Origin of the sequence: Staphylococcus sp. HMSC055C03 (assembly GCF_001809385.1) — a bacterium.
GTDB lineage: Bacteria > Bacillota > Bacilli > Staphylococcales > Staphylococcaceae > Staphylococcus > Staphylococcus simulans.
In genome coordinates this window covers 64,552-85,945 of sequence record NZ_KV797494.1, presented here as the reverse complement: position 1 = coordinate 85,945, position 21,394 = coordinate 64,552, and the positions used below count along the sequence as shown (strand labels likewise).

Sequence of the window (21,394 nt, the reverse complement as noted above, 5' to 3'; positions counted from 1 at the left end):
TGCATCATAATTTTAAAGATCTGGATTATTCGCATGCTTAATTTGTAAGTAGCGAGATAAGCTGTAAACGATAATTCCAGCCCAAATAAAGATAAAGGTAACGAATTGATTTGTATCAAAAGGTTCTCTGTAAATAAAAATACCTAAAATAAAAATTAATGTCGGACCGATATATTGAATGAATCCCATTAATGATAAAGGAATACGTCTTGCACCTGCAGAGAACGAAATTAATGGAATCGCTGTAATAGCCCCTGAGAACAATAGCCAGAATGTCGGCATGTTGATACCAATGGTTGTTTGATGTGAGATCCATAAATAAACGATATAAATCAAAGCTGCTGGCGTTGTAACGATACATTCAAATGTAATACTGCTTAAAGCATCAATCGGTACAATTTTCTTAAGCAGGCCATAAAATCCGAATGACACTGCTAAAATAATCGAAACAACCGGGAACTCGCCGATTTTTAACGTCATGTATAGCACACCAATAAAAGCAAGGAAAATTGCTAACCATTCTAACTTATTGAATTTTTCTTTCATAAAGATCATCGCAAGTAAAATGCTGACGAGTGGATTAATATAATAACCTAAACTCGCTTGGAGTACGTGATTATTATTAACCGCCCAGATAAATGTGCCCCAGTTTACTGTAATGATATAGCCGGCTAGAATAATAGCCCAAAGCTGTTTGGTTGTTAAGGCTTTAATGCCACTTATAAATTGTGAACTCTTTCCCATTGCCATGATTAATACAACCATAAAAATCATGGATAAAATAATACGATAAGCGAGAATTTCAAACGGACTGATATCATTGAGCAACGACCAATAAATTGGTAATGTTCCCCAAAGGATATAGGCAATTATGGAGTATACTATGCCGCGTTTAAATTCTTGATTCATCCTAGTCACCCCAATTTTTCAAACTATTTACTTTTTCTTAGCCCAATATTGATAATACGTACATTCTATATAACCATTGAAGAGCTTTCTACGTTTTGTTGCTTTTTGTTGTGTTAAAAATTCAAATTCTTTATTACTTGTTAAAATGTACTCTGATAAGTTTTTGTGCTGACGCATCAACTTACCAAGATAGCGATACATTTCTTCAACTTCTTCTCTATCACCAATACGCTCACCGTATGGCGGGTTACCGATTAATGCGATAGGTTGATCGGTATGGATATCTAAAGTATTCACATCTTTGACACCGAATTGAATGACTTCACTCAATCCTACTTCTTCAGCATTACGTATCGCAATGTCTACCATTTCAGGATCAATATCATACGCATAGACTTCAACTTCTTTGTCGTAATCTGCTTGTTGATCTGCTTCGTCACGCAATTGTTCGTATAGATCATCAGGCATGATATCCCATTGTTCTGAAACGAATGAGCGGTTAAAGCCAGGCGCAATATTTTGTGCAATTAAGCATGCTTCAATTGCGATTGTTCCTGAACCACAGAATGGATCGATTAAAGGTGTGTTGCCATCCCAGTTAGCTAAGCGAATCAACGCAGCAGCTAATGTTTCTTTAATTGGCGCTTCACCTTGTGCGAGTCTGTATCCGCGTTTGTTTAAACCTGAACCAGAAGTATCAATTGTTAAAAGTACTTCGTCTTTATGAATTGCGACTTCCAAAGGATACTTACTTCCTGTTTCATCTAACCATCCTTTATGTGCGTAGGCATCTTTTAAGCGTTCAACAATTGCTTTTTTCACGATTGCTTGAACATCAGGTACACTATGAAGCGTTGATTTAACACTTCGACCCTGTACTGGGAAATTACCATCTTCTGTAATGATTGTTTCCCAAGGTAATGCTTTGGTTTGTTCGAATAATTCTTCGAATGTTGTAGCTTTAAAGCGTCCCATGACTAATCGGACTCTGTCAGCAGTACGCAGCCATAAATTACTTTTGGCAATTGCAGTTTCATCGCCTTCGAAAAATATTCTTCCGTTTTCCACTGTTGTTTCGTAGCCTAATGCGTTAACTTCTTTTGCAACGACAGCTTCAAGACCCATTGGACATACGGCTAATAATTGATACATATGCATTGACCTTCCTTCTATTTTTGTTGATTTACTTTATTATTGTAGCAAATTTTGAAGCGGTAATATATGTGTAGTAAGCGAGATATCAAATAAAAAAGCTCTCCAATCTTGGAGAGCTGAACTAGTGAGGATATTTCTATAAGCCATGTTCTGTACCTTAGTACTGATAACGTGCACTAGTAGTCACTCGTACGCCGGTGGTAACCATCTGTCTGGAATAAGTATTTACGCACACTTATTCCCTCATTTATACGTTGAATTCCGCTAAATAAGTGCTCCTACCAAATTTGGATTGCTCACTCGAGGGGTTTACCGCGTTCCACCCTTTACATTTCTGTAAAGGCTCCGTCACTGTGGCACTTTCAAGCTACTTTAATCATATCCAAAAGACTTAGATTATTTCACTGCCGTCTATTAGCCTTGACTTATTGTTTCATCAAGCACGAACACTACAATCATCTCAGATTGTGTGAGCATGGACTTTCCTCTATATTGCTATAGCGATTACCCGAAATATCACTTCTTAAAATTATAGCATGGTTCTTTGTCTATGGTAAAGCTAATCCGAAAAAGCACAACTTTTCAGACTTCGAGCCATAAACTAAGAATAACTATTTTCCAAATACTGCTTTTTCTAAATTAGAGATACGTTTAAGAATATCTACATTACTAGAATTTGTGTTTGAAGAAAAACTTTTGTTTTCTTGTGGTCTAGAAGTAGCTACACGTAAACGTAACTCTTCAAGTTCTTTTTTCAACTTATGATTTTCTTCATTTAATTTAATTACTTCATTATTCATGTCTGCCATTTTTTGATAGTCTGCGATGATGTCATCTAAAAATGCATCTACTTCTTCCCTTCTATATCCACGTGCAAGGGTTTTTTCGAAGTCTTTCTCATAAATATCTTTTGCTGATAATTTTAAAGATACATCTGCCATTTTTTCTCCACCTCATTCGAAACTTTCTTCAGACCACTGTATATCACTGATGAATGTATTGATTTCATCAAACGTTACAACATCATAAGTATAGTTTGTTTGTTCTGCAAAATCAACTAACATCCGCTTAAAGAACTTTGGACTCGCTTCTTGTTCTTCATCATAAATTAGAACAGTCATATCAGTATGGTCTAGGATAAATTGATCTGTTTGTTTGAATTGAAAGGGTCCTTCGTAGGGTGCGTGATGCACTGAATCATGAAAATCAGCTTTTTCAATAATTTGTTGATACTTCAACTGATTTTGTTCATTCCAACGTTCTGTATGATTTTGAAAAGGTGTAATCACACCGAGCTTTAATTCAGGATACTCTTGTTGCAAGTCAAGCACCACTTCAGCTGTCCACATTTCAATTCCTAATTGTCCTTGTATCAATACCCATTCTAAACCTTCCTCAACCAGATTTTGCAATTTATTTTTTAAAAATAATTTAAGGTATTTTACTTCAGGTGCATCATCTTTAAATATATTTAATTCATAGGATTTATAGCCGGTAACATATGCTGTTTTAACCATATTGCGTTTCACTTTCCTTTAAATAGTTTAAATCATAGTTCACACTTTTCAGTTTATCCATAAAGAGTTTCCGGCTTGCTGAAGCATAATGACATTCGACAGAAAGGCGTTCTAAATTTTCTTTGAGTATTTGATACTTCAACTGATTCATGTATGAAAGCGCAATGATATTTTCTGCATAACCATCCAATTGGTTCAACAAATCATCGATGTGATAAGCAAAAGGCATCACCTCGTTTTTGAAATCATATGCCTTACCTGATCTAGCTTCTTCATATCTTTGTTTCATAATATAGGTTTGTTCTATTAATGTTGAGATAATGGTATACAATCACATTTCGCCTCCCTCACAATTAAATTATCATATATTGATAAGTACGTCATTTCAGAAAACCTTTAAATCCCTATGATAAAAGGGTTCAATATTGTTAAATGGCCTGATTAACGTTAAAATAAGTGACATATACACAAACCAATGTTTGCTTAAATACTAAAGGAAGGTTTTTAAGTAAGCTTTGTATTGAAATAAGTTTCGAGAGTTTGCATCTCACTGTAAGTTGTGTATAATTATTACGGTTTAAAAACCTGTTGGTGTGGTGAAACAAATGAATTATCCAAATGGTAAACCATTTAATAGAAATAAGACTAAAGTTGGACGCACAAACCCATTTAATTCAAGTAAAATCAAGTATGGCGGACGTGGGATGACTTTAGAAAAGGAAATCGAATTATCAAACGATTACTACCTTTCTACAGGTAAAGCAGTAATACACAAGAAACCGACACCCGTTCAAATCGTAAATGTTTCTTATCCTAAACGCAGTAAAGCTGTGATTAAAGAAGCATATTTCCGCACCCCATCTACAACTGACTATAACGGTATTTATAATGGCCGTTATATTGATTTTGAAGCAAAAGAAACACAGAGCAAGACGTCTTTTCCATTACAAAATATTCATGAACACCAAGTTGCGCATATGAAATCATGCTATGAACAAAACGGAATTGTATTTTTACTAATTCGTTTTAAAGCATTAGATGAAGTTTATATGTTGCCTTATCGTTCCTTTGAAAACTTTTGGCAAAGACATCAAAATAACATCAGAAAATCAATTACAGTTGAAGAAATAAGAAAAAATGGTTACCATATTCCTTATCAGTATCAACCACGATTGAATTACCTCAAAGCCGTTGATAAGTTGATATTAGATGAAAGTGAGGACCGCGTATGACGGAAAGAAAGAAGACTTCTCATTCTAAGAATGGAAAGTCTGGTAAAAAACAGAATAGGAATATTAAGAGGACAATTATTAAGATTATTGGCTTCATTTTAATTGCGTTTATTGTCTTAGCCTTAGTTGGTGTTCTTTTATTCGCTTACTACGCATGGAAAGCGCCAGCGTTTTCTGATGCAAAATTAAAAGATCCTATACCAGCAAAGATTTATGATAAAGACGGTAAATTAATCAAGACACTTGATAACGGTCAAAGACGTGCGCACGTGGACTTAAAAGATGTTCCGCAAAATATGAAAGATGCCGTTCTAGCTACTGAAGATAATCGTTTCTATAAGCATGGTGCTTTAGACTATAAACGTTTATTCGGTGCGGTCGGTAAAAACATTACTGGCGGATTCGGTTCACAAGGTGCATCAACATTAACACAACAAGTTGTTAAACGTTCATTCTTAACCGATCGAAAGTCGATTGGCCGTAAAGCACAAGAAGCATACTTATCGTATCGTTTAGAACAAGAGTACAGTAAAGATGAGATTTTCCAAATCTACTTAAACAAAATTTACTACTCTGACGGTGTTTATGGGATTAAAGCAGCAGCTAAATATTACTTCGACAAGGATTTGAAAGATTTAAATTTAGCTGAGGAAGCGTACTTAGCAGGTTTACCTCAAGTACCTAACTTATACAATGTATATGATAATCCTAAAGAAGCGGAATCTCGTAAAGATACTGTATTATACTTAATGCATTATCATAAACGTATTTCTGAACAAGATATGAAAAAAGCGCAAGATACACCAATTGAGAAAAACTTAGTTAAACGTAGTGCTGATGATCGTGCAATTAAGCCAGATAATAAAGATCCTGAGTATAACTCATATGTGAACTTTGTGAAGTCTGAATTAATGGCACATCCTGAGTTCCAAGACAAAAATCTTGGCGACTTAATGAATAGTGGTATTAAGATTTATACTAATATGGACTCTAGCGTTCAAAAAGCATTGCAGAACCGTATTGATAACGGCAATTACTATAAGAACGAAGATCAACAAGTTGGTTCAACAATTGTTGACAGTAAGAGCGGTGGATTAGTCGCAATTTCTGGTGGCAGACACTTCAAAGATGTTGTCGACCGTAACCAAGCAACTGACCCTCACCCTACTGGTTCTTCATTAAAACCATTCTTATCTTACGGACCAGCAATTGAGAATATGCAATGGGCAACAAACCATGAACTTCAAGACGAATCAGAATACATGGTAGATGGTACTACATTCAGAAACTATGATACGAAGAGTCATGGTAATGTCACACTTTATGATGCATTACGTCAAAGTTTCAACATTCCAGCATTGAAAGCTTGGCAACAAACGAAACAAGATGCTGGGCAAGACGCACCTAAGAAATTTGCAGACAAAGTTGGCTTGAAATATGAAGGTGAAATTGGTCCTTCAGAAGTACTTGGTGGTTCATCATCTGAATTCTCACCTACTGATTTAGCTTCTGCTTTCGCAGCGTTAGCTAATGGCGGTGAATACAACCAAGCACACGGTATTACTAAAGTTGTTGATCAAGAAGGTAATACTACAGAGTTTGATCACAAACACCACAGAGCTATGCATGATTACACAGCATACATGCTTTCAGAAGTACTAAAAGGTACATTTGAAGCTTGGGGTTCTGCTTATGGTCATGGCGTATCTGGTGTTAACTTAGCAGCCAAAACTGGTACAGGTACTTATGGTTCAGAAACTTACCAACAATACAACTTACCTGATAACGCAGCGAAAGATGTATGGATTAACGGTTTCACACCTAAATACTCAATGTCAGTTTGGATGGGCTTCAATAAAGTTAAAGAATATGGTCAAAACTCATTCGTTGGTCATAACGAACAAGAGTATCCACAATACTTGCTTGAAGATGTGATGTCAGACATCAGTCCTAGAGACGGACAAGACTTCCAACGTCCAGCTTCAGTTAATGGTTCAAGCAAATCTGACTTATACGTTGCTAGCAACCCTGACCACAATACTACAAACCGTAAAGTAAACGGTAATGGTACTACTCAAGGCGGCAGCAGTAATAGCAACAACAGTCAACAACAAGGTTCAAATAACAGAAGTCAAAACTTTGGTAACAATAACCAACAAGGACAAAGCAATAATCAACAACAAGGCAACAACAACCAGCAAGGCGATAATCAAAATGGCAATGCATTATCAAGATTCTTTAATCTACATGCCATTTTCAATAATAAAGCTTCATAAATAATAAAGGTGCAGTGACTCAAACTTCTGAGCACTGCACTTTTTTCTATACTTAATAATATGAAAAGACATGTTTGAACAAGAAATTCAAACATGTCTTTTATCATTTTCATTTAAATTATTAGCGTTTTTGATGTGCTTGTCTTGCTTTATACGCTGCGTTCATTTTAATGAGTTCACTGATGAGTGTTTTCATCTGACGATAACCCATAAAGTGATGTTTTCGTTGATGAATATAATCAAATCGTTCTTGGAAATTAATGGGCACAACTGGATAAGTTTCTAATTTATCGTAATCAATTGTTTCAACATTGTTAATCTGACAAAAATAGTGTTCGATTAAAGTTAAATATTCATCAAGTAACGCTTTTCCTTGGTCTGATGTTAATTGTTTCTTTTTCGCAAAGACATCAATTTGGGCTTCTAAAGCTTCAAAATCAGATTTTGTAATCAAAAAATCACCTCTTATGCTTTAGCTTCTTTTCTTAGTTTTTCACGATATCGTTTCTGCCCTTCTCTACAATCATCGAATAAAGGACAAATATCACATTTCGGTGCACGTGCCAAACAGTGATAACGTCCAAAGAAAATCAGTTGATGATGACTTTGATTCCATCTTTCTTTTGGAATAATTGAACACAGGCGTTCTTCTACCTCTTTGACGCTGTCTTTCCATCGATTAATACCTAATCTTTTAGAAACACGTTCTACATGTGTATCAACTGCTAACGCTGGAACACCGAATGCGACACTTAATACAACATTCGCAGTTTTTCGACCAACACCTGCAAGACTTTCTAAATCTGTACGATTATTAGGTATTTTGCCATCAAATTTATCGATAAGTGATCGGCATAGCTTTTGAATGTTTTTGGCTTTATTACGATATAACCCTATTGAGCGAATATCTTGTTCCAGTTCTTCTAAACTGACATCCAAATAATCTTGTGGTGTTTTATACTTTTTAAATAACTCACGTGTTACTTTATTAACTAATACGTCTGTACACTGTGCAGATAGCAACACCGCAATGGTTAATTCAAATGGATTATCATGTTTAAGCTCACATTCTGCATCTGGAAACATTTCATCAATGACATCTATCATACTTAATGCCTTTTTCTTACTTAACATTATGATTCCTCCTGATTCAACCAGTCAAATTTCGGAATGCTTTTGACTGTATGTTTCATTTGCGGTGTATGGTATTGACTACTGATCTTTTTAGAGTCCTCCACTGTTTTAACGTTGTTTTTCTTCCAATTTAATAGGATTCTATCAATGTATTTAAAGCTCATTTTTTCTTGACTCAATGCTTCATTCACCGCAGCTTGAATCACTGAAATATCATGGTGATCAACGTCAATCCACTGATTTAATGTATCAATTTCAATGGGTGATAAAGGACGGCCAAATGCGCTTTCAATCATTTGGAATAATGACTTAAAGGACTCTTGGTTATTCATTTCACGTTGTTGTGTTTCTTGGGATTTTAAAATTTTACTGAAAGATTGATAAAAACCATCTAGATTCATAAATTCCGCAAAACGTCCTTCTTCATCTTTTTGTACTGTTAAATCTAATAAATCTAATTGAATTAGACGCTGAATAACACCTGTCACTTCACGTTCCTTCATCGTTGTACCTTTACTAAGATATGAAATAGAAGGTTGTTTATTTGAATGCTCATATTCATAAATTAATTTTAATAAGATGATTAAATCAGTTTCTGATAATCCCATGTCAGCATAGTGATCGAGTAATTCTCTTCTAATAACAACGGGGCGTTTTCTAAGTAATTCTATATCCAAAGTGACCCTCCTTTTTTGATATTTTACCTATTGAAATGGTCCAGTCATCGTTTACACACATGACTGGACCCATTTATTTTTCATTCAAATCATAGAATTGTTTATGGATATAAACGGTTTAATAAGCGTGGGAATGGTGCTGTTTCTCTAACGTGTTCTACGCCAGAAATCCATGCCACTGTTCTTTCTAAACCTAAACCGAAGCCGCTGTGAGGTACTGAACCATAACGACGTAAGTCTAAATAGTACTCATAGCTTTCTTTATCTAAACCATGTTCTTCGATACGTGACTCTAATAATTCTAAGTCATTAATACGTTCAGAGCCACCGATAATTTCACCATAACCTTCAGGTGCGATTAAGTCAGCACATAAGACTGTGTCTTCATTGTCTGGATTTGGCTGCATATAGAATGGTTTGATTTTTGTAGGATAATTTGTAATAAATACTGGTAAATCATAATGGTTTGCGATCGCTGTTTCATGCGGTGCACCAAAGTCTTCACCCCACTCGATGTCATCAAATCCTTCTTGTTTTAAGTATTCGATTGCATCATCATATGTGATACGTGGGAATGGTGTTTTAACTTTCTCAAGTTTAGAAGTGTCTCTGTCTAAGATTTTAAGTTCTAAGGCGCAATTCTTAAGTACAGATTGAACAACATGAGCAACGTATTGCTCTTGTGCTTCTAAACTGTCGTCGTGGTTATAGAAAGCCATTTCGCCTTCAATCATCCAGAATTCGATTAAATGACGGCGTGTTTTAGATTTCTCAGCACGGAATGTCGGACCGAATGAGAAAACTTTACCATATGCCATTGCTGCTGCTTCTAAATAAAGCTGACCACTTTGTGATAAGAAGGCATCTTCATCGAAATATTTAGTGTGGAATAATTCACTTGTACCTTCTGGTGCACTTGCTGTTAAAATTGGTGGATCAATTTTAACGTATCCGTTATCGTGGAAGAATTCGTATGTTGCACGAATAATTTCATTACGGATTTTCATCACTGCATGTTGTTTTTTAGAACGTAACCATAAATGACGGTGATCCATTAAGAATTCTGTACCGTGATTTTTTGGTGTGATTGGATAATCATGTGCTTCATGAATAATCTCAATAGATTTAACTTGCATTTCATAACCTAAATCTGAACGATTATCTTCTGTAATTGTACCTGTAATGTACATTGATGATTCTTGATTTAAGTTTTTAGCTGTCGCAAATGTTTCTTCATCTACTTCAGATTTCACTACGACACCTTGCATGAATCCAGTTCCATCACGTAATTGCAAGAATGCAATTTTACCGCTAGAACGTTTGTTTTGAAGCCAAGCGCCAATTGTGACTTCTTGACCAATGTAGTTCTTTGCTTCTTTGATTGTAGTCTTCATTATTCAAACTCCTATACTTCTTTTTGACATTTATTAGAGAATTAATGATTGCTCGAAACTTCTAATTTTATCAAGTTGCTTTGAGCATTTGATTAACTTTTAACCCGTATATATTTTATCAAATAAATGCGTTTTCTTCTAGTTGATAAACTCTATTGTGCGGTTAATCGCTTTAATATTTTACTGAACTTTTGCAGATTACCGATTTGCTGATTGAATGCTTTTAACGTATGCATAAAGAAATGCTGATAATTACTTTTGATTAAGCGGTCATCAAAGGAAACAATGATGCCTTTATCATTTTCGTTTCGAATTAAACGACCTAATCCTTGTCTGAAACGAATGACTGCATCAGGCAGCACATAGTCTTTAAACGTGGAGACAAACTCTGAATCCATCAACCAGTATTTCGTATTGTTCTGATTCATAAACGGCAGTTTTGCAATCATGACACATTTAATACCGTCACCTTGGAAATCAAAGCCTTCAAAGAATGTTCCTGTTCCTAATAAGATTGCTTTATCAAAGCTGTTGAATTGTTGCGCTATTTTATAGTTTTGACTATTGTTTTGCTGTGACAAGATAATGTAATCTTCAAAATCAGGTAAGTCATTTAATAATTCTTGAACATGATACATCATTTTGTAACTTGTAAAGAGCACTAAACATTTAGATTCAGTCATATTTACATATTCAGTAATATAACTGACAATCGCGTGCTCATATTTTTCTACATCACGATAATGATAAGGCTCAACATCATTTGGAATAAAGATAGTTGCTTTATTTTGGTTATCAACTACATCGTCAATAATATACGTGTTGAATTCAGCATCTTGGTTGAACCACTTTTTATAAGCTTCAAAGGATCCATTAAAAGTTAACGTGCCTGAAATAAAAGTTAAGGCATTAAACTTATCTAAAATTTGATGTGAAAGTATATCTTTCACCTTATAATCCTTCACATAAATCGTAATCGTTGATTTCTGTTCTAAATTTTTAATGGATAAAAAGCATGTGTGATCTGCTTTTAAACTTTGTTCAATCGCACGGAAGTGGTCATTGATGTACAGTAAATGTTTACGAATTGATTTGATAGTTTTATGACTCATGCCATTAAAGTATTCTAACGTTAAGTTCAATTTATGGATAATCTCATGGATATCTTTTAATATCGGCGCTTTATCAAATTGATTTACAAAATGAATCTTATGATTATCATCATCATGAATCGTAGAATCATGGATAATATCGAAGATTGTCGTAAATAATTGTTCATTCAATTCATGAATATCATTTACTGCGGTTTTAAGTCCAAAAACATCAATCGGTGGAATATCTAATCTTTCTAAGATACGTTTTTGTTCAAGACGATCTACTGCCTTTAATAGTTTTTCATTTTCTGTCTTACCGATTAAACCTAGTTGATATTTAATATCTGAATAGCTGAGTTCATTTGTGACTTGGTCTAATGCATAATCTGGTAAGCGATGTGCTTCATCGATAATACAGTCTTCAAATAATTGATAAATACTATTTTCTTGAGAAGCATGTATTAAATGCGCATGATTTGTTATACCAATTTGGATATTTTGTGCATTACGTTTTAAGAAATTATAGTAATGAATATCATGACGGACCGGCACATAAGTTTCAGCTTTTTGCTCTAAATACATCTTTTGTCCGCCTTTAAGATTAAGCTCTTGAATGTCCCCTGTTTCTGTGTGGGTAATCCATATCAATAATTGCATTTTAAGTAAAGTTACATCGTAGTTTTGTGTTTCGTCTTTAAGGATTTGACTGATGAGTCCTAAAGAAATATATTCACGTTTACTTTTGATAATCGCCGCATTGATACGGTAACCAAGTACTTTTTCTAGTGTAGGTATTTCATGTTCTAATAACTGATTTTGCAATAACTTAGTATTTGTTGAAATCATGACATGTTGTTTAGTTTCAATATTATACATCAGTGCTGCAATTAAATACGCAATAGATTTACCTGAACCTAAGGGTGCTTCAATCAATGCTTTATCATTATGCATGAGTTGATCTAAAATAATTTCTGTTAAATAAAGTTGCTTTGGTCGATATGTGAACCCCAAAGCGTCAATGACCTTTTTATAAAAGTCTTCAGTTGAACCTTCAAAATCAATGGAAGGTGCTTTGAAATCGACTTGTTTTCTGTAAATGATTTGTTCAAATTGAGCGTATTGATTATCTAATGGCTGATCGCCATGATGTCTAACCATTTCAAACAATACATCATGTAACTGATATTTTAAATCTTTGCTTAAGTAATAAAGTTGTTTCAATGTATCAGTCGGTAATGCGTTCAATACATTAAAAGCTTTAACCATTAATTTTGCTGTAGTAGCCGCATCTTCATCAGCGCGATGAGCATTATTCAGTGGAATATTATGATTTTCTGCTAATTCACTCAGCTGATAGCTTTTATCCGTTGGAAATGCAATTTTAAACAATTCTACAGTATCAATCGTTTTTCTTGGATGATAAGTAATATTACATTTTCTAAATGCATTTTTTAAGAAGTTCAAATCAAAAGAGACATTATGTGCAACAAACACACAATCCTTCAAGACTTCATAAACTTCATCTGCAATTTCATGAAAGTATGGCGCTTGTGTTAACATAGCGTCTTCGATTGACGTGAGTGCCTGAATGAAAGGCGGAATTTCTAAGTCTGTCTTTATTAAAGAGTGGTATGAGCCGACAATTTCATAATTACGTACAAATGTAATACCGATTTGGATGATTTCATCATAATCCTTCTGGTTACCTGTCGTTTCTAAATCTACCACTGCATAAGTAGTTTGACTCACACGATCGCCTCCTTTCTATAAATCTATATCTGCACTCATTAAACGGTGGTTTGTACCTGCTTCATCTACGACTAATAAGAAACCATCTTTATCGATATCTATCGCTTGACCACTGAATTGTTCATCATTTTCTGTGAATTTCAATGTTCTATGCCAGATATTCGAGTGTGTTCTATATTCGTCTCTAATAGATTCAAATGGTACGGTTAAGAATTGAATATAACGTTTTTTCATATTTTTTAATAATGTATCTAAAAATGCATAACGGTCTACTTTTTGATCGGCATGTTCAAAAATACTTGTGGCACGATGTGCAATCTCTTCTGGGAATTCGTCTGCATGTTGATTCATATTGATACCGATACCACATATAACAGCTTCTATACCATCACTGTTTGCGGACATTTCCGTTAAAAAACCACATACTTTTTTCGAACCGATATAAATATCATTCGGCCATTTGATTTCAACTTTATCGTTTGAAAATGGTTGGATAGATTCGCGAATTGCTAAAGCCATAAATAAATTAAATGTAGTGATTAAAGAAAAAGGAACTTTAGGACGAAATACTGCACTCATCCATAGACCTTTCCCTTTTGCTGAGTCCCAAAAACGGTTGAAACGGCCACGCCCTTTCGTTTGTTCATTACTCAACACTAACATTGCGTTTTGATGGCCAACCATTTTTTGTTTCGCAGCAAGCTGTGTCGAATCAATCGTATCATAAACATAGACATCATCGAAAAAACCTTGTGCATCCACAATTTGCTCTACAATTCCAGGATACCAAGTATCCGCAAGCTGTTCTAATTGATGGCCTCTATGATTAACAGAGTGAATAACACACCCTTCTGCTTTTAATTGATCTATAATTTTTTTAACAGCAGTTCTCGAAATTTGTAACTGTTCTGCTATCATTTGACCAGATATATATTCTGGTTGATTATCATATAACATTTTAACGACATCTTGACTATATTTAGACATTTGCTTTCACCCATTTTATGATTTCACTTTGTTCATTTTGCAACTCATGATTGATAATCGCGCATTCTATTTTTCTTAGTATATCTTTTAACCATGGGCCGCCTTTTCGATTTAATGTTTCTAATATGATTTTACCATTGATAGCGATATCACTTCTTTTAGAAATCACTAAGCCCTTGTCAATCTCTCTAATTGATTCTTGATTTATTATTAAAGGATGACCTAAATAAATCCTGTTTTCATTCAGTGTTTCATGCATCGACAATATATAAGATAATACAGGCAAGCCGTAGTCGTAAACTAAAAGACGTAATGCTTTTTTATCTGAAAGTGTTTCTAGCTTTTCAAAAATACTACAATACATTTTTACCTTCTTTTTCATATCGTTACTAATTTTTAGTTTTGCTAAAGCACCATTATTTTCAGGTTGTTTAAACATCATTACCGCAAGCATTAATTCTAATGAAATTGGTTCGCAAATATGAATGTGTGACATCTTATAATTTTTGAAAAATGGCACATAATCAAAGAAATTCAGTTCAAGTAATAATGGATAAACGTGTGCGACATCTTTACCATTTAGTAGTTTCGTTAACTCCACTATGATTCTTTCGATGGACAAATAGGCAGTATCAGCCATACGGTTTTTCATCGCGTTGTATGTGTCATCTTCTATGTCAAACCCTAATTGCGATTTAAAGCGTAAGCCTCGTAATATGCGCAAAGCATCTTCAGTAAAACGCTCTTCTGCAGGCCCTACTGTAACAATTCGTTTTTGTTTAATATCTTCATATCCGCCGAAATAGTCTCTAATGGTAAAATCAGTATCCATCGCAATCGCATTCATTGTGAAGTCTCTACGCTCTACATCTTTATATAAATCACGTACAAAATAAACTTCATCTGGCCGTCTATGGTCTTTGTATTCACCTTCGGCACGATATGTGGTTACTTCATAATTTTCATGTCGATAAACCACGTTAATCGTTCCATGTTCTTTACCAATTGGAATCGTATGATCAAATATGGATTCGATTTCATCGGGAGAAGCGCTAGTAGTAATATCAATATCGTGAATAGGACGGTTCATTAAATAATCACGGACCGATCCACCAATATAATAGGCTTCAAATCCATTCTCTTGTATTTGGTTTAAAATAGGTGCAGCTTTTAAAAATAAGTCTTTATTCATGATTTTCCTCTAACATTTGGTTGTAATAATATTCATATTGATCTGCGATTAACTCAGAGTTGAAACGTTCTGTCACATCTTTCAGCATTTGTTCGCGAACACGTTGATACAACGTATCATCCGTTAATAACTTAATCGCATATTCACTCGCTTTATCGCTATCTCCAATATCAACAATAAAGCCTGTTTCTTCATGTTTAATCACTTCTTTAATACCGCCAGCCGTTGAACCGATGGGTACAACACCTGTTTTCATCGCTTCTAATAATGTTAAACCAAAACTTTCCTTTTCACTTAACAAGAGTACTAAATCAGACATTTGATAGAATTGATTCACAAATTCTTGTTTACCTAAAAACATGACATCATCTTCAATATCTAGTTCACGTACTAAACGTTTCATTTCCATTAACTCTGGTCCATCACCTAGTAATAGTAATTTCGATGGTATTTGATCATGCACTTTTTTGAAAGTCTCAATAATCGTATCAATACGTTTGACTTGTCTAAAGTTCGAAACATGAATCAATACTTTCTCATCAGGTTTGATACCATAAACTTTTTTCAATACATCGTTTCGTTTTGTCGGAAAATCAATTTCTCTGACAAAGTTATAAATCGGTATGATTTCTTTATCAGTACCGATGATTTCTTGCGTTTGATGTGCTAATGATTTACTTACACTTGTTACAACGTCACTATTTTCAATACCGAATTTAATCGCATCTTTAAGAGAATGATCAAAACCAAGCACTGTAATATCTGTACCATGCAAAGTCGTCATGATTTTGACGTCTTTACCAGACATTTGACGTCCTAATATGCCGCAAATCGCATGAGGCACTGCATAATGCATATGTAGGATATCTAAATCATATTCACGAATTACAGATGCGATTTTTGTACTTAAACTGATATCATAAGGTGGATATTGAAAAACTGCATATTGGTTTACTTCTACTTGGTGGAAAGTAATATTTGGAAGTGGTTTTCTAATACGAAACGGTAAGTTTGAAGTGATAAAGTGGACATCATGTCCTCTTTCAGCAAGTGTTATCCCAAGTTCAGTTGCGATAATACCTGAACCTCCCATAGAAGGATAACATGTAATTCCTATCTTCATTTCAAACCGACTCTCCTTTATCTCTCTATATAATTTTATTTACGTTCAAAACGATCTTTATCTCGTGTATTAAATTTATGCATTGTTTCATCAAAACTTTCGGTCATATCGATATCTAAAGAATTTGCGATACATAATAAAACGAACAGGTTGTCTCCGAGTTCAGCTTTAATCGTATTTTCCTCTTCAGTATCTTTCTTTTTCTTTTCTCCATATACATGGTTGATTTCTCTAGCAAGCTCCCCGACTTCTTCTGTTAAACGTGCTAAATTCGCAAGGGGTGAGAAATAACCAGCTTTAAATTGGCCGATATATGCATCGACTTCTTTTTGCATTTCTGACATAGTTTTCATGCATTTCATCTCCTTACATCTTAACTCCTAGTATATCTTATATTTTTTTATTATGCATTTTAAGTGCAATCTCAACAAAATAAAAAACCTTGCTGCGAGAGCAAGGTTTCATTACTTTATTAAATTAATCGCTTGAGCGTGCAATTAAGATAAATCTTAATAATTCTGCAACTGCAACAGCTGTTGAAGCTACATATGTCATTGCTGCAGCACTCAATACTTTGCGTGCATGTTTATATTCTTTGTCATTAACGATATGCAATGATTTGATATTATTCATCGCACGTTTACTTGCATCAAATTCTACAGGTAATGTGATGATTGAGAACAACACTGCAAATGCCATTAAGAAAATCCCAATCCATAACGCTGTAGAACCGATTGCCATTTGCATCGAAGTTAATACGATACCTGCCATAATTAAAATGTATGACAAGCTGCTACCGATATTAGCTAATGGGAACAATGCGTGTCTGAATCTCAAGTAGAAATAACCTTGAGCGTCTTGAATCGCATGCCCTACTTCGTGTGCCGCAATCGCTGTTGCAGCAACACTTGGACGATTGTAGTTCGCAGGAGATAAACTAATTACTTTTTTAGTCGGGTCATAGTGGTCTGATAAGAAACCTTGACCTTCTAGTACTTCAACATCATTGATACCATTGGCGTGTAATATTTCTTCAGCCACTTCTCGTCCAGTTTTACCACTTGTCGATCTGACTTGTGAATATTTTTCGTAGTTAGATTTAACTTTATGTTGTGCCCAAAGCGGCAAAATCATTAATATTGCAAAATAAATTATCATACTTACTAAAGACAAAATGCTCACTCCTTTATAACATTATTTTACTGAGAACGTAAACTTTGGTCAATTAATTTGCGTCGTATCAAAGGTTTTAAATAAAAATATAAAATGATGCATAGCGTACTTAATATAAACGCAATATATGCAACAAGTTCTAAATGCGTATCGATAAACGGATAGTATGGAAACTGCATAAAGACATAGTCTATTAAGTCATTATGGAATATCCAAATAATCGCAATGAGACCTGCATCTAAAGTGATTTTGAAGCGTGGATAAAATAATATGGCCTCAAATGCCATGATGCCATGTGACACTAATAACATCATCCCGCTGATTGTAATTTCATCGTATTGATAAAATAAAATCAAATTCATGATAACAGCCCATACACCATACTTGATGAGCGTCATAAATGCTAATGCTTCTATGATAGAACATTGTTTATTCAACAAGAACAACAAAATGACAATACACAAAAAGAGCGAAGCTGTGGGACTATCTGGAATAAATATCCAATAATACCATGCAGCTTCTTTTAACTGACTGCCATACCATATGTAACCGTAAATTGTACCTAAAATATTACAAACTAAAACTAATAAAAGAAATGGGCGTGCATATAACGCCCATCTCCACCACTGCAAGATACTCATCGCTTTCATTCCTTTGTTGGGAAATTATAAGATTTCGCTTTAATCGTATTTAATAAGTGAGACAGTCGATAGAAGTATTCAGGATCATTGATTTGCAAGCTTAAATCTATTGTATTTTGTAGACGGTGAATCAATGATAATTCAGCTTGCGGTGTCATTGTGACCGCATGCAGATCGCTCAAATGAGACGTATATTCTGGTGAAGTTAACAATTGTGCTAATAAAATTTCATCAATACGTATATCTCTTTTAGGGATATGAATTTTGATATCCAACACAGGCTTATCGTATGCGACAAGACGGAAGATTTCATTGGTATTATGATACTGCTTCTGATCAAGCGTAAGTTTAATTCCAATACTTGAGGTTTCATTCACCGCAAGTTCAAGTGTATTACGATGTGATAATGGTTCATCTACAAAATATACGCTCTCTAAACGCTGAATATCAGACTTGATTAAATTCAATACCCATACGCTGATCCTAGATTTAAATTCATATTGAAAGAGTAAATAATCAATCAAGTTTTTCTTCTGCAGATTTAAACTTTCATAATCTCTCATTAAAATTCACCAACACCTTAATCGTATTGCAGTCGTTCAGCTTCTTGTTGCCATTCATCATTGTTTGGATCAAGTTCTAATAATTTAGGTAATAATTGTTTAGCTTGTGCAATTTGTCCTGTTTCAATTAAGAAGAAGTAATAATCTCCTAAGAAATCAGGATTATTTTCAAATGTAGGATAAGCGAGATCGAAGAAATGCTGCGCTTCTTTATCACGTTCTTCTGCCCCTAACGCATAAGCTAAGTTCCACATAAAGCGAGGATCTAAATCGTCTTCGCTCGCATATTGTAAGAGCGCGATAATCGATTCATTATCTTCTTTAGTACGATAATAGCTGCTAAGTTCAATTAAAGGTTCTTGATAAGCGTTATCTACTTCTAATGCGTTAAGTAAGAGTTTTACCCCTTTTTCAGCATCTCCTTGATCTAATTCGAGTTTACCTGTTGATAACATTAACTCTTTGTAGAAAGCATTAAGTCGTAAACCTTCATGACCGACTTCAATGGCTGACTTATAATCTCTTTGATGTAAATAAAGCTGTTGGAGATAAAAATAGCCTTGAATGTAATCAGGGTCTTTTTCCATTAATGTGCTCATAATTTTAATGGCTTCTTGAACTAATTCATTTTTTTCATATGCTAATGCTTTCTTCATATAGTCTTCTGGGGTCATGTCTTGCTCATGAATGTCGTCATATAATTTAATTGCGTCGTCATAGTTACCGCTTTGTAAAGCACTATCTGCAAGTCGCGCATACAAGTTGACCCCGTTTACCATATATTCACCAGTTTCTAGAACTGTTTCATATTCTGCAGACGCACGTAAATATTGCCCATCGAAGTACATCAATTCAGCAAGAGCGAAATGCAGAACGGGATCATTCGGTTCTAACTCAATCGCTTCTTGAACTTTATCAATGGCTACTTCAAGCATATTAATTTGTTGATATAAATCTGCTTCTAACATTAAACGTTCTGTAGTCAGGTCTGCTTGGCTCAAATATTCTAAAGCTTCATCTGTCTTATCCTCAGAAATCAATCCATCAATGAAATAAATCAATAATTCTGGTTCGTTTGGATATTTATTATATAAGGCTCTAAATACTTCTAAACCTTGAGGAGTTAAACCATAGTTATAGAGTGTTTCTCCTAACATGAATAATGTATCGTCATCAGCTGTTGAAATTGCTTGCTCAACTCTGCTGTCTAAGTTATCTATTTTTTGCAGATGAATATCATCAATTAATTTTTGTGTATCTTCCATACTTTCAAATTATCCTTTCTGTGCTATCGATTTAAGTAAAGGTAAGAATTCTGGGAATGAAGTGTTGACTGAATCGAATCGTTTGATGTGAAGCGGTTCAGTTCCTAATAGTGACGCAATTGCCAAGGTCATTCCAATGCGATGATCAGTGTAAGAACTTACCTCTGCTGCATGTTCGAATGTAGATGGATGAATCACAAAACCATCATTGGTTGGATGAACTTCAAAGCCGAGTAAGCCGAGTTCATCTGAAGTTGTTTCAATTCGATTCGTTTCTTTGTATTTTAACTCTTCTGCATCTTTAATCACGCTTGAACCTTGTGCTTGTGTACATAACAAAGCAACGATTGGAATTTCATCGATTGCGCGTGTAATTAATTCGCCTGATATGTCGAGTGGTTTTAAATCGGGTGTGTATTTGATGCGTAAAGAAGCTGTAGGTTCCGCCCCTTCTGTCACATTGAAAATTTCAATGTTCGCATTCATTTTCTGTACTATATCTATAATACCAGAACGTGTCTCATTCATTCCTACATTATGAATTGTAATATCGCTGTCTGGTGTAATTAATGCTGCAACAATAAAGAAAGCAGCTGATGAAATATCACCCGGCACTTTAAAATCTCTTGCTTGAATAGAATCAATCGCACGTGGTGTTGTTTCGATTGTCATACCATCAGTTTTAATCGGTATTTGATAATGTGCAAACATGGTTTCCGTGTGGTTGCGTGTAATGCCTATCTCGTGGATTATAGAGGACGCATCAGAAAATAAGCTCGCAAATAGAATAGCACTTTTAACCTGTGCACTTGCTACTGGCATTTTATAATCGATGCCTTTAATTTTTCCTTTACTGATAATTAAAGGTGTATAATTGCCATCAATACCGCGAATTGCAGCGCCCATCTCAGTTAAAGGATCAATGACTCTGTTCATAGGTCGTTTGCCGATAGATTCGTCACCAGATAATACAGAATCAATTCCTAATCCACTAAGTAATCCAGCCATGATACGTGTCGTCGTACCTGAATTACCCGTATACAAAGTTTGATGCGGTGTAACGAATTTTTGATAACCTGGAGAATTTACAATTACTTTATCATCTTCAACTTTAAACTCAACACCAAGTTGGCGAAATATTTGAATTGTACGTAGGCAGTCTTCTGCCAATAAAGGTTTATAAATAGTTGATTGTCCTTCTGCTAATGAACTTAACATAATCGCACGGTGTGTCATAGATTTATCACCAGGTACTTCTATTTCACCGCGTAAAGGACCTTGAACATTGATTTCTTCAGTTTTACTCATTAGTT

21 protein-coding genes and 1 other RNA gene are annotated in these 21,394 nt (G+C 34.7%); 2 read left to right on the top strand and 20 right to left on the bottom strand.

Annotation, left to right across the window (positions count from 1 at the left end; translation table 11 throughout):
* Nucleotides 1-12: 12 nt before the first annotated feature.
* From rarD to HMPREF2603_RS07895, 6 genes are all read right to left on the bottom strand, one after another.
* Nucleotides 13-909: an EamA family transporter RarD gene (gene rarD, locus HMPREF2603_RS07920; RefSeq protein WP_060804292.1), complete on the bottom strand. Its 897-nt coding sequence runs from the start codon at nt 907-909 to the stop codon at nt 13-15.
* 27 nt (nt 910-936) lie between these two features.
* Nucleotides 937-2,061 carry a THUMP domain-containing class I SAM-dependent RNA methyltransferase gene (locus tag HMPREF2603_RS07915; protein WP_002480950.1) on the bottom strand — a complete coding sequence of 375 codons (1,125 nt, stop codon included), beginning with the start codon at nt 2,059-2,061 and terminating at the stop codon, nt 937-939.
* A 137-nt stretch (nt 2,062-2,198) separates the two neighbouring features.
* Nucleotides 2,199-2,580, bottom strand: an RNA gene (gene rnpB, locus HMPREF2603_RS07910) — RNase P RNA component class B.
* Between the two features lie 95 nt (nt 2,581-2,675).
* Entirely contained in the window at nt 2,676-3,005 is a 330-nt protein-coding gene (gpsB, locus tag HMPREF2603_RS07905) for a cell division regulator GpsB (protein WP_002480951.1), read from the bottom strand.
* Between the two features lie 12 nt (nt 3,006-3,017).
* The gene (locus tag HMPREF2603_RS07900) at nt 3,018-3,581 is read right to left on the bottom strand and encodes an SLOG family protein (protein WP_057510508.1); all 564 of its coding nucleotides are present in this window, start codon (nt 3,579-3,581) and stop codon (nt 3,018-3,020) included.
* Entirely contained in the window at nt 3,574-3,912 is a 339-nt protein-coding gene (locus HMPREF2603_RS07895) for a DUF1798 family protein (RefSeq protein ID WP_002480953.1), read from the bottom strand. The genes HMPREF2603_RS07900 and HMPREF2603_RS07895 overlap by 8 nt, the downstream gene beginning before the upstream one ends.
* 274 nt (nt 3,913-4,186) lie before the next feature.
* Here HMPREF2603_RS07895 and recU point away from each other — a divergent pair, with 274 nt between their 5' ends.
* Nucleotides 4,187-4,813: a Holliday junction resolvase RecU gene (recU, locus tag HMPREF2603_RS07890; RefSeq protein WP_023015200.1), complete on the top strand. Its 627-nt coding sequence runs from the start codon at nt 4,187-4,189 to the stop codon at nt 4,811-4,813.
* Complete coding sequence (locus HMPREF2603_RS07885; protein ID WP_060804293.1) at nt 4,810-7,089, top strand: transglycosylase domain-containing protein; 2,280 nt, start codon at nt 4,810-4,812, stop codon at nt 7,087-7,089. The genes recU and HMPREF2603_RS07885 overlap by 4 nt, the downstream gene beginning before the upstream one ends.
* Nucleotides 7,090-7,210: 121 nt before the next feature.
* On the opposite strand, the gene HMPREF2603_RS07880 is transcribed toward HMPREF2603_RS07885, so the two are convergent.
* The 14 genes from HMPREF2603_RS07880 to aroA all read right to left on the bottom strand — a co-directional run bounded on the left by HMPREF2603_RS07880 (nt 7,211) and on the right by aroA (nt 21,389).
* On the bottom strand, nt 7,211-7,543 hold the full coding sequence (locus HMPREF2603_RS07880; protein WP_002480956.1) for a YpoC family protein: 333 nt from the start codon (nt 7,541-7,543) through the stop codon (nt 7,211-7,213).
* Nucleotides 7,544-7,554: 11 nt separating this feature from the next.
* A complete protein-coding gene (gene nth, locus HMPREF2603_RS07875) occupies nt 7,555-8,223 on the bottom strand; it encodes an endonuclease III (protein ID WP_002480957.1) in 669 nt (222 codons plus the stop codon).
* Complete coding sequence (locus HMPREF2603_RS07870) at nt 8,223-8,900, bottom strand: DnaD domain-containing protein (protein ID WP_002480958.1); 678 nt, start codon at nt 8,898-8,900, stop codon at nt 8,223-8,225. Before HMPREF2603_RS07870 ends, nth begins: the two co-directional genes overlap by 1 nt.
* A 101-nt stretch (nt 8,901-9,001) precedes the next feature.
* On the bottom strand, nt 9,002-10,294 hold the full coding sequence (gene asnS, locus HMPREF2603_RS07865; RefSeq protein WP_060804294.1) for an asparagine--tRNA ligase: 1,293 nt from the start codon (nt 10,292-10,294) through the stop codon (nt 9,002-9,004).
* A 152-nt stretch (nt 10,295-10,446) separates the two neighbouring features.
* Nucleotides 10,447-13,137 (bottom strand): helicase C-terminal domain-containing protein, encoded by a 2,691-nt coding sequence (locus HMPREF2603_RS07860; protein WP_023015198.1) that lies wholly within the window; start codon nt 13,135-13,137, stop codon nt 10,447-10,449.
* A 15-nt stretch (nt 13,138-13,152) separates the two neighbouring features.
* A complete protein-coding gene (locus HMPREF2603_RS07855) occupies nt 13,153-14,124 on the bottom strand; it encodes a biotin--[acetyl-CoA-carboxylase] ligase (RefSeq protein ID WP_023015197.1) in 972 nt (323 codons plus the stop codon).
* Nucleotides 14,117-15,316 (bottom strand): CCA tRNA nucleotidyltransferase, encoded by a 1,200-nt coding sequence (locus HMPREF2603_RS07850; protein WP_060804295.1) that lies wholly within the window; start codon nt 15,314-15,316, stop codon nt 14,117-14,119. Before HMPREF2603_RS07850 ends, HMPREF2603_RS07855 begins: the two co-directional genes overlap by 8 nt.
* The gene (bshA, locus tag HMPREF2603_RS07845; protein ID WP_060804296.1) at nt 15,309-16,439 is read right to left on the bottom strand and encodes an N-acetyl-alpha-D-glucosaminyl L-malate synthase BshA; all 1,131 of its coding nucleotides are present in this window, start codon (nt 16,437-16,439) and stop codon (nt 15,309-15,311) included. Before bshA ends, HMPREF2603_RS07850 begins: the two co-directional genes overlap by 8 nt.
* A 35-nt stretch (nt 16,440-16,474) precedes the next feature.
* Nucleotides 16,475-16,792 carry a nucleotide pyrophosphohydrolase gene (locus HMPREF2603_RS07840; RefSeq protein WP_002480964.1) on the bottom strand — a complete coding sequence of 106 codons (318 nt, stop codon included), beginning with the start codon at nt 16,790-16,792 and terminating at the stop codon, nt 16,475-16,477.
* A gap of 124 nt (nt 16,793-16,916) precedes the next feature.
* The gene (locus tag HMPREF2603_RS07835) at nt 16,917-17,597 is read right to left on the bottom strand and encodes a zinc metallopeptidase (RefSeq protein WP_142351468.1); all 681 of its coding nucleotides are present in this window, start codon (nt 17,595-17,597) and stop codon (nt 16,917-16,919) included.
* A gap of 41 nt (nt 17,598-17,638) precedes the next feature.
* On the bottom strand, nt 17,639-18,253 hold the full coding sequence (locus HMPREF2603_RS07830; protein ID WP_060804298.1) for a DUF1405 domain-containing protein: 615 nt from the start codon (nt 18,251-18,253) through the stop codon (nt 17,639-17,641).
* Between the two features lie 5 nt (nt 18,254-18,258).
* Complete coding sequence (locus HMPREF2603_RS07825) at nt 18,259-18,816, bottom strand: YpiB family protein (RefSeq protein ID WP_057510503.1); 558 nt, start codon at nt 18,814-18,816, stop codon at nt 18,259-18,261.
* A gap of 17 nt (nt 18,817-18,833) precedes the next feature.
* A complete protein-coding gene (locus HMPREF2603_RS07820) occupies nt 18,834-20,081 on the bottom strand; it encodes a tetratricopeptide repeat protein (RefSeq protein WP_060804299.1) in 1,248 nt (415 codons plus the stop codon).
* A gap of 9 nt (nt 20,082-20,090) precedes the next feature.
* Nucleotides 20,091-21,389 (bottom strand): 3-phosphoshikimate 1-carboxyvinyltransferase, encoded by a 1,299-nt coding sequence (gene aroA / locus HMPREF2603_RS07815; protein WP_060804300.1) that lies wholly within the window; start codon nt 21,387-21,389, stop codon nt 20,091-20,093.
* Nucleotides 21,390-21,394 lie beyond the last annotated feature (5 nt).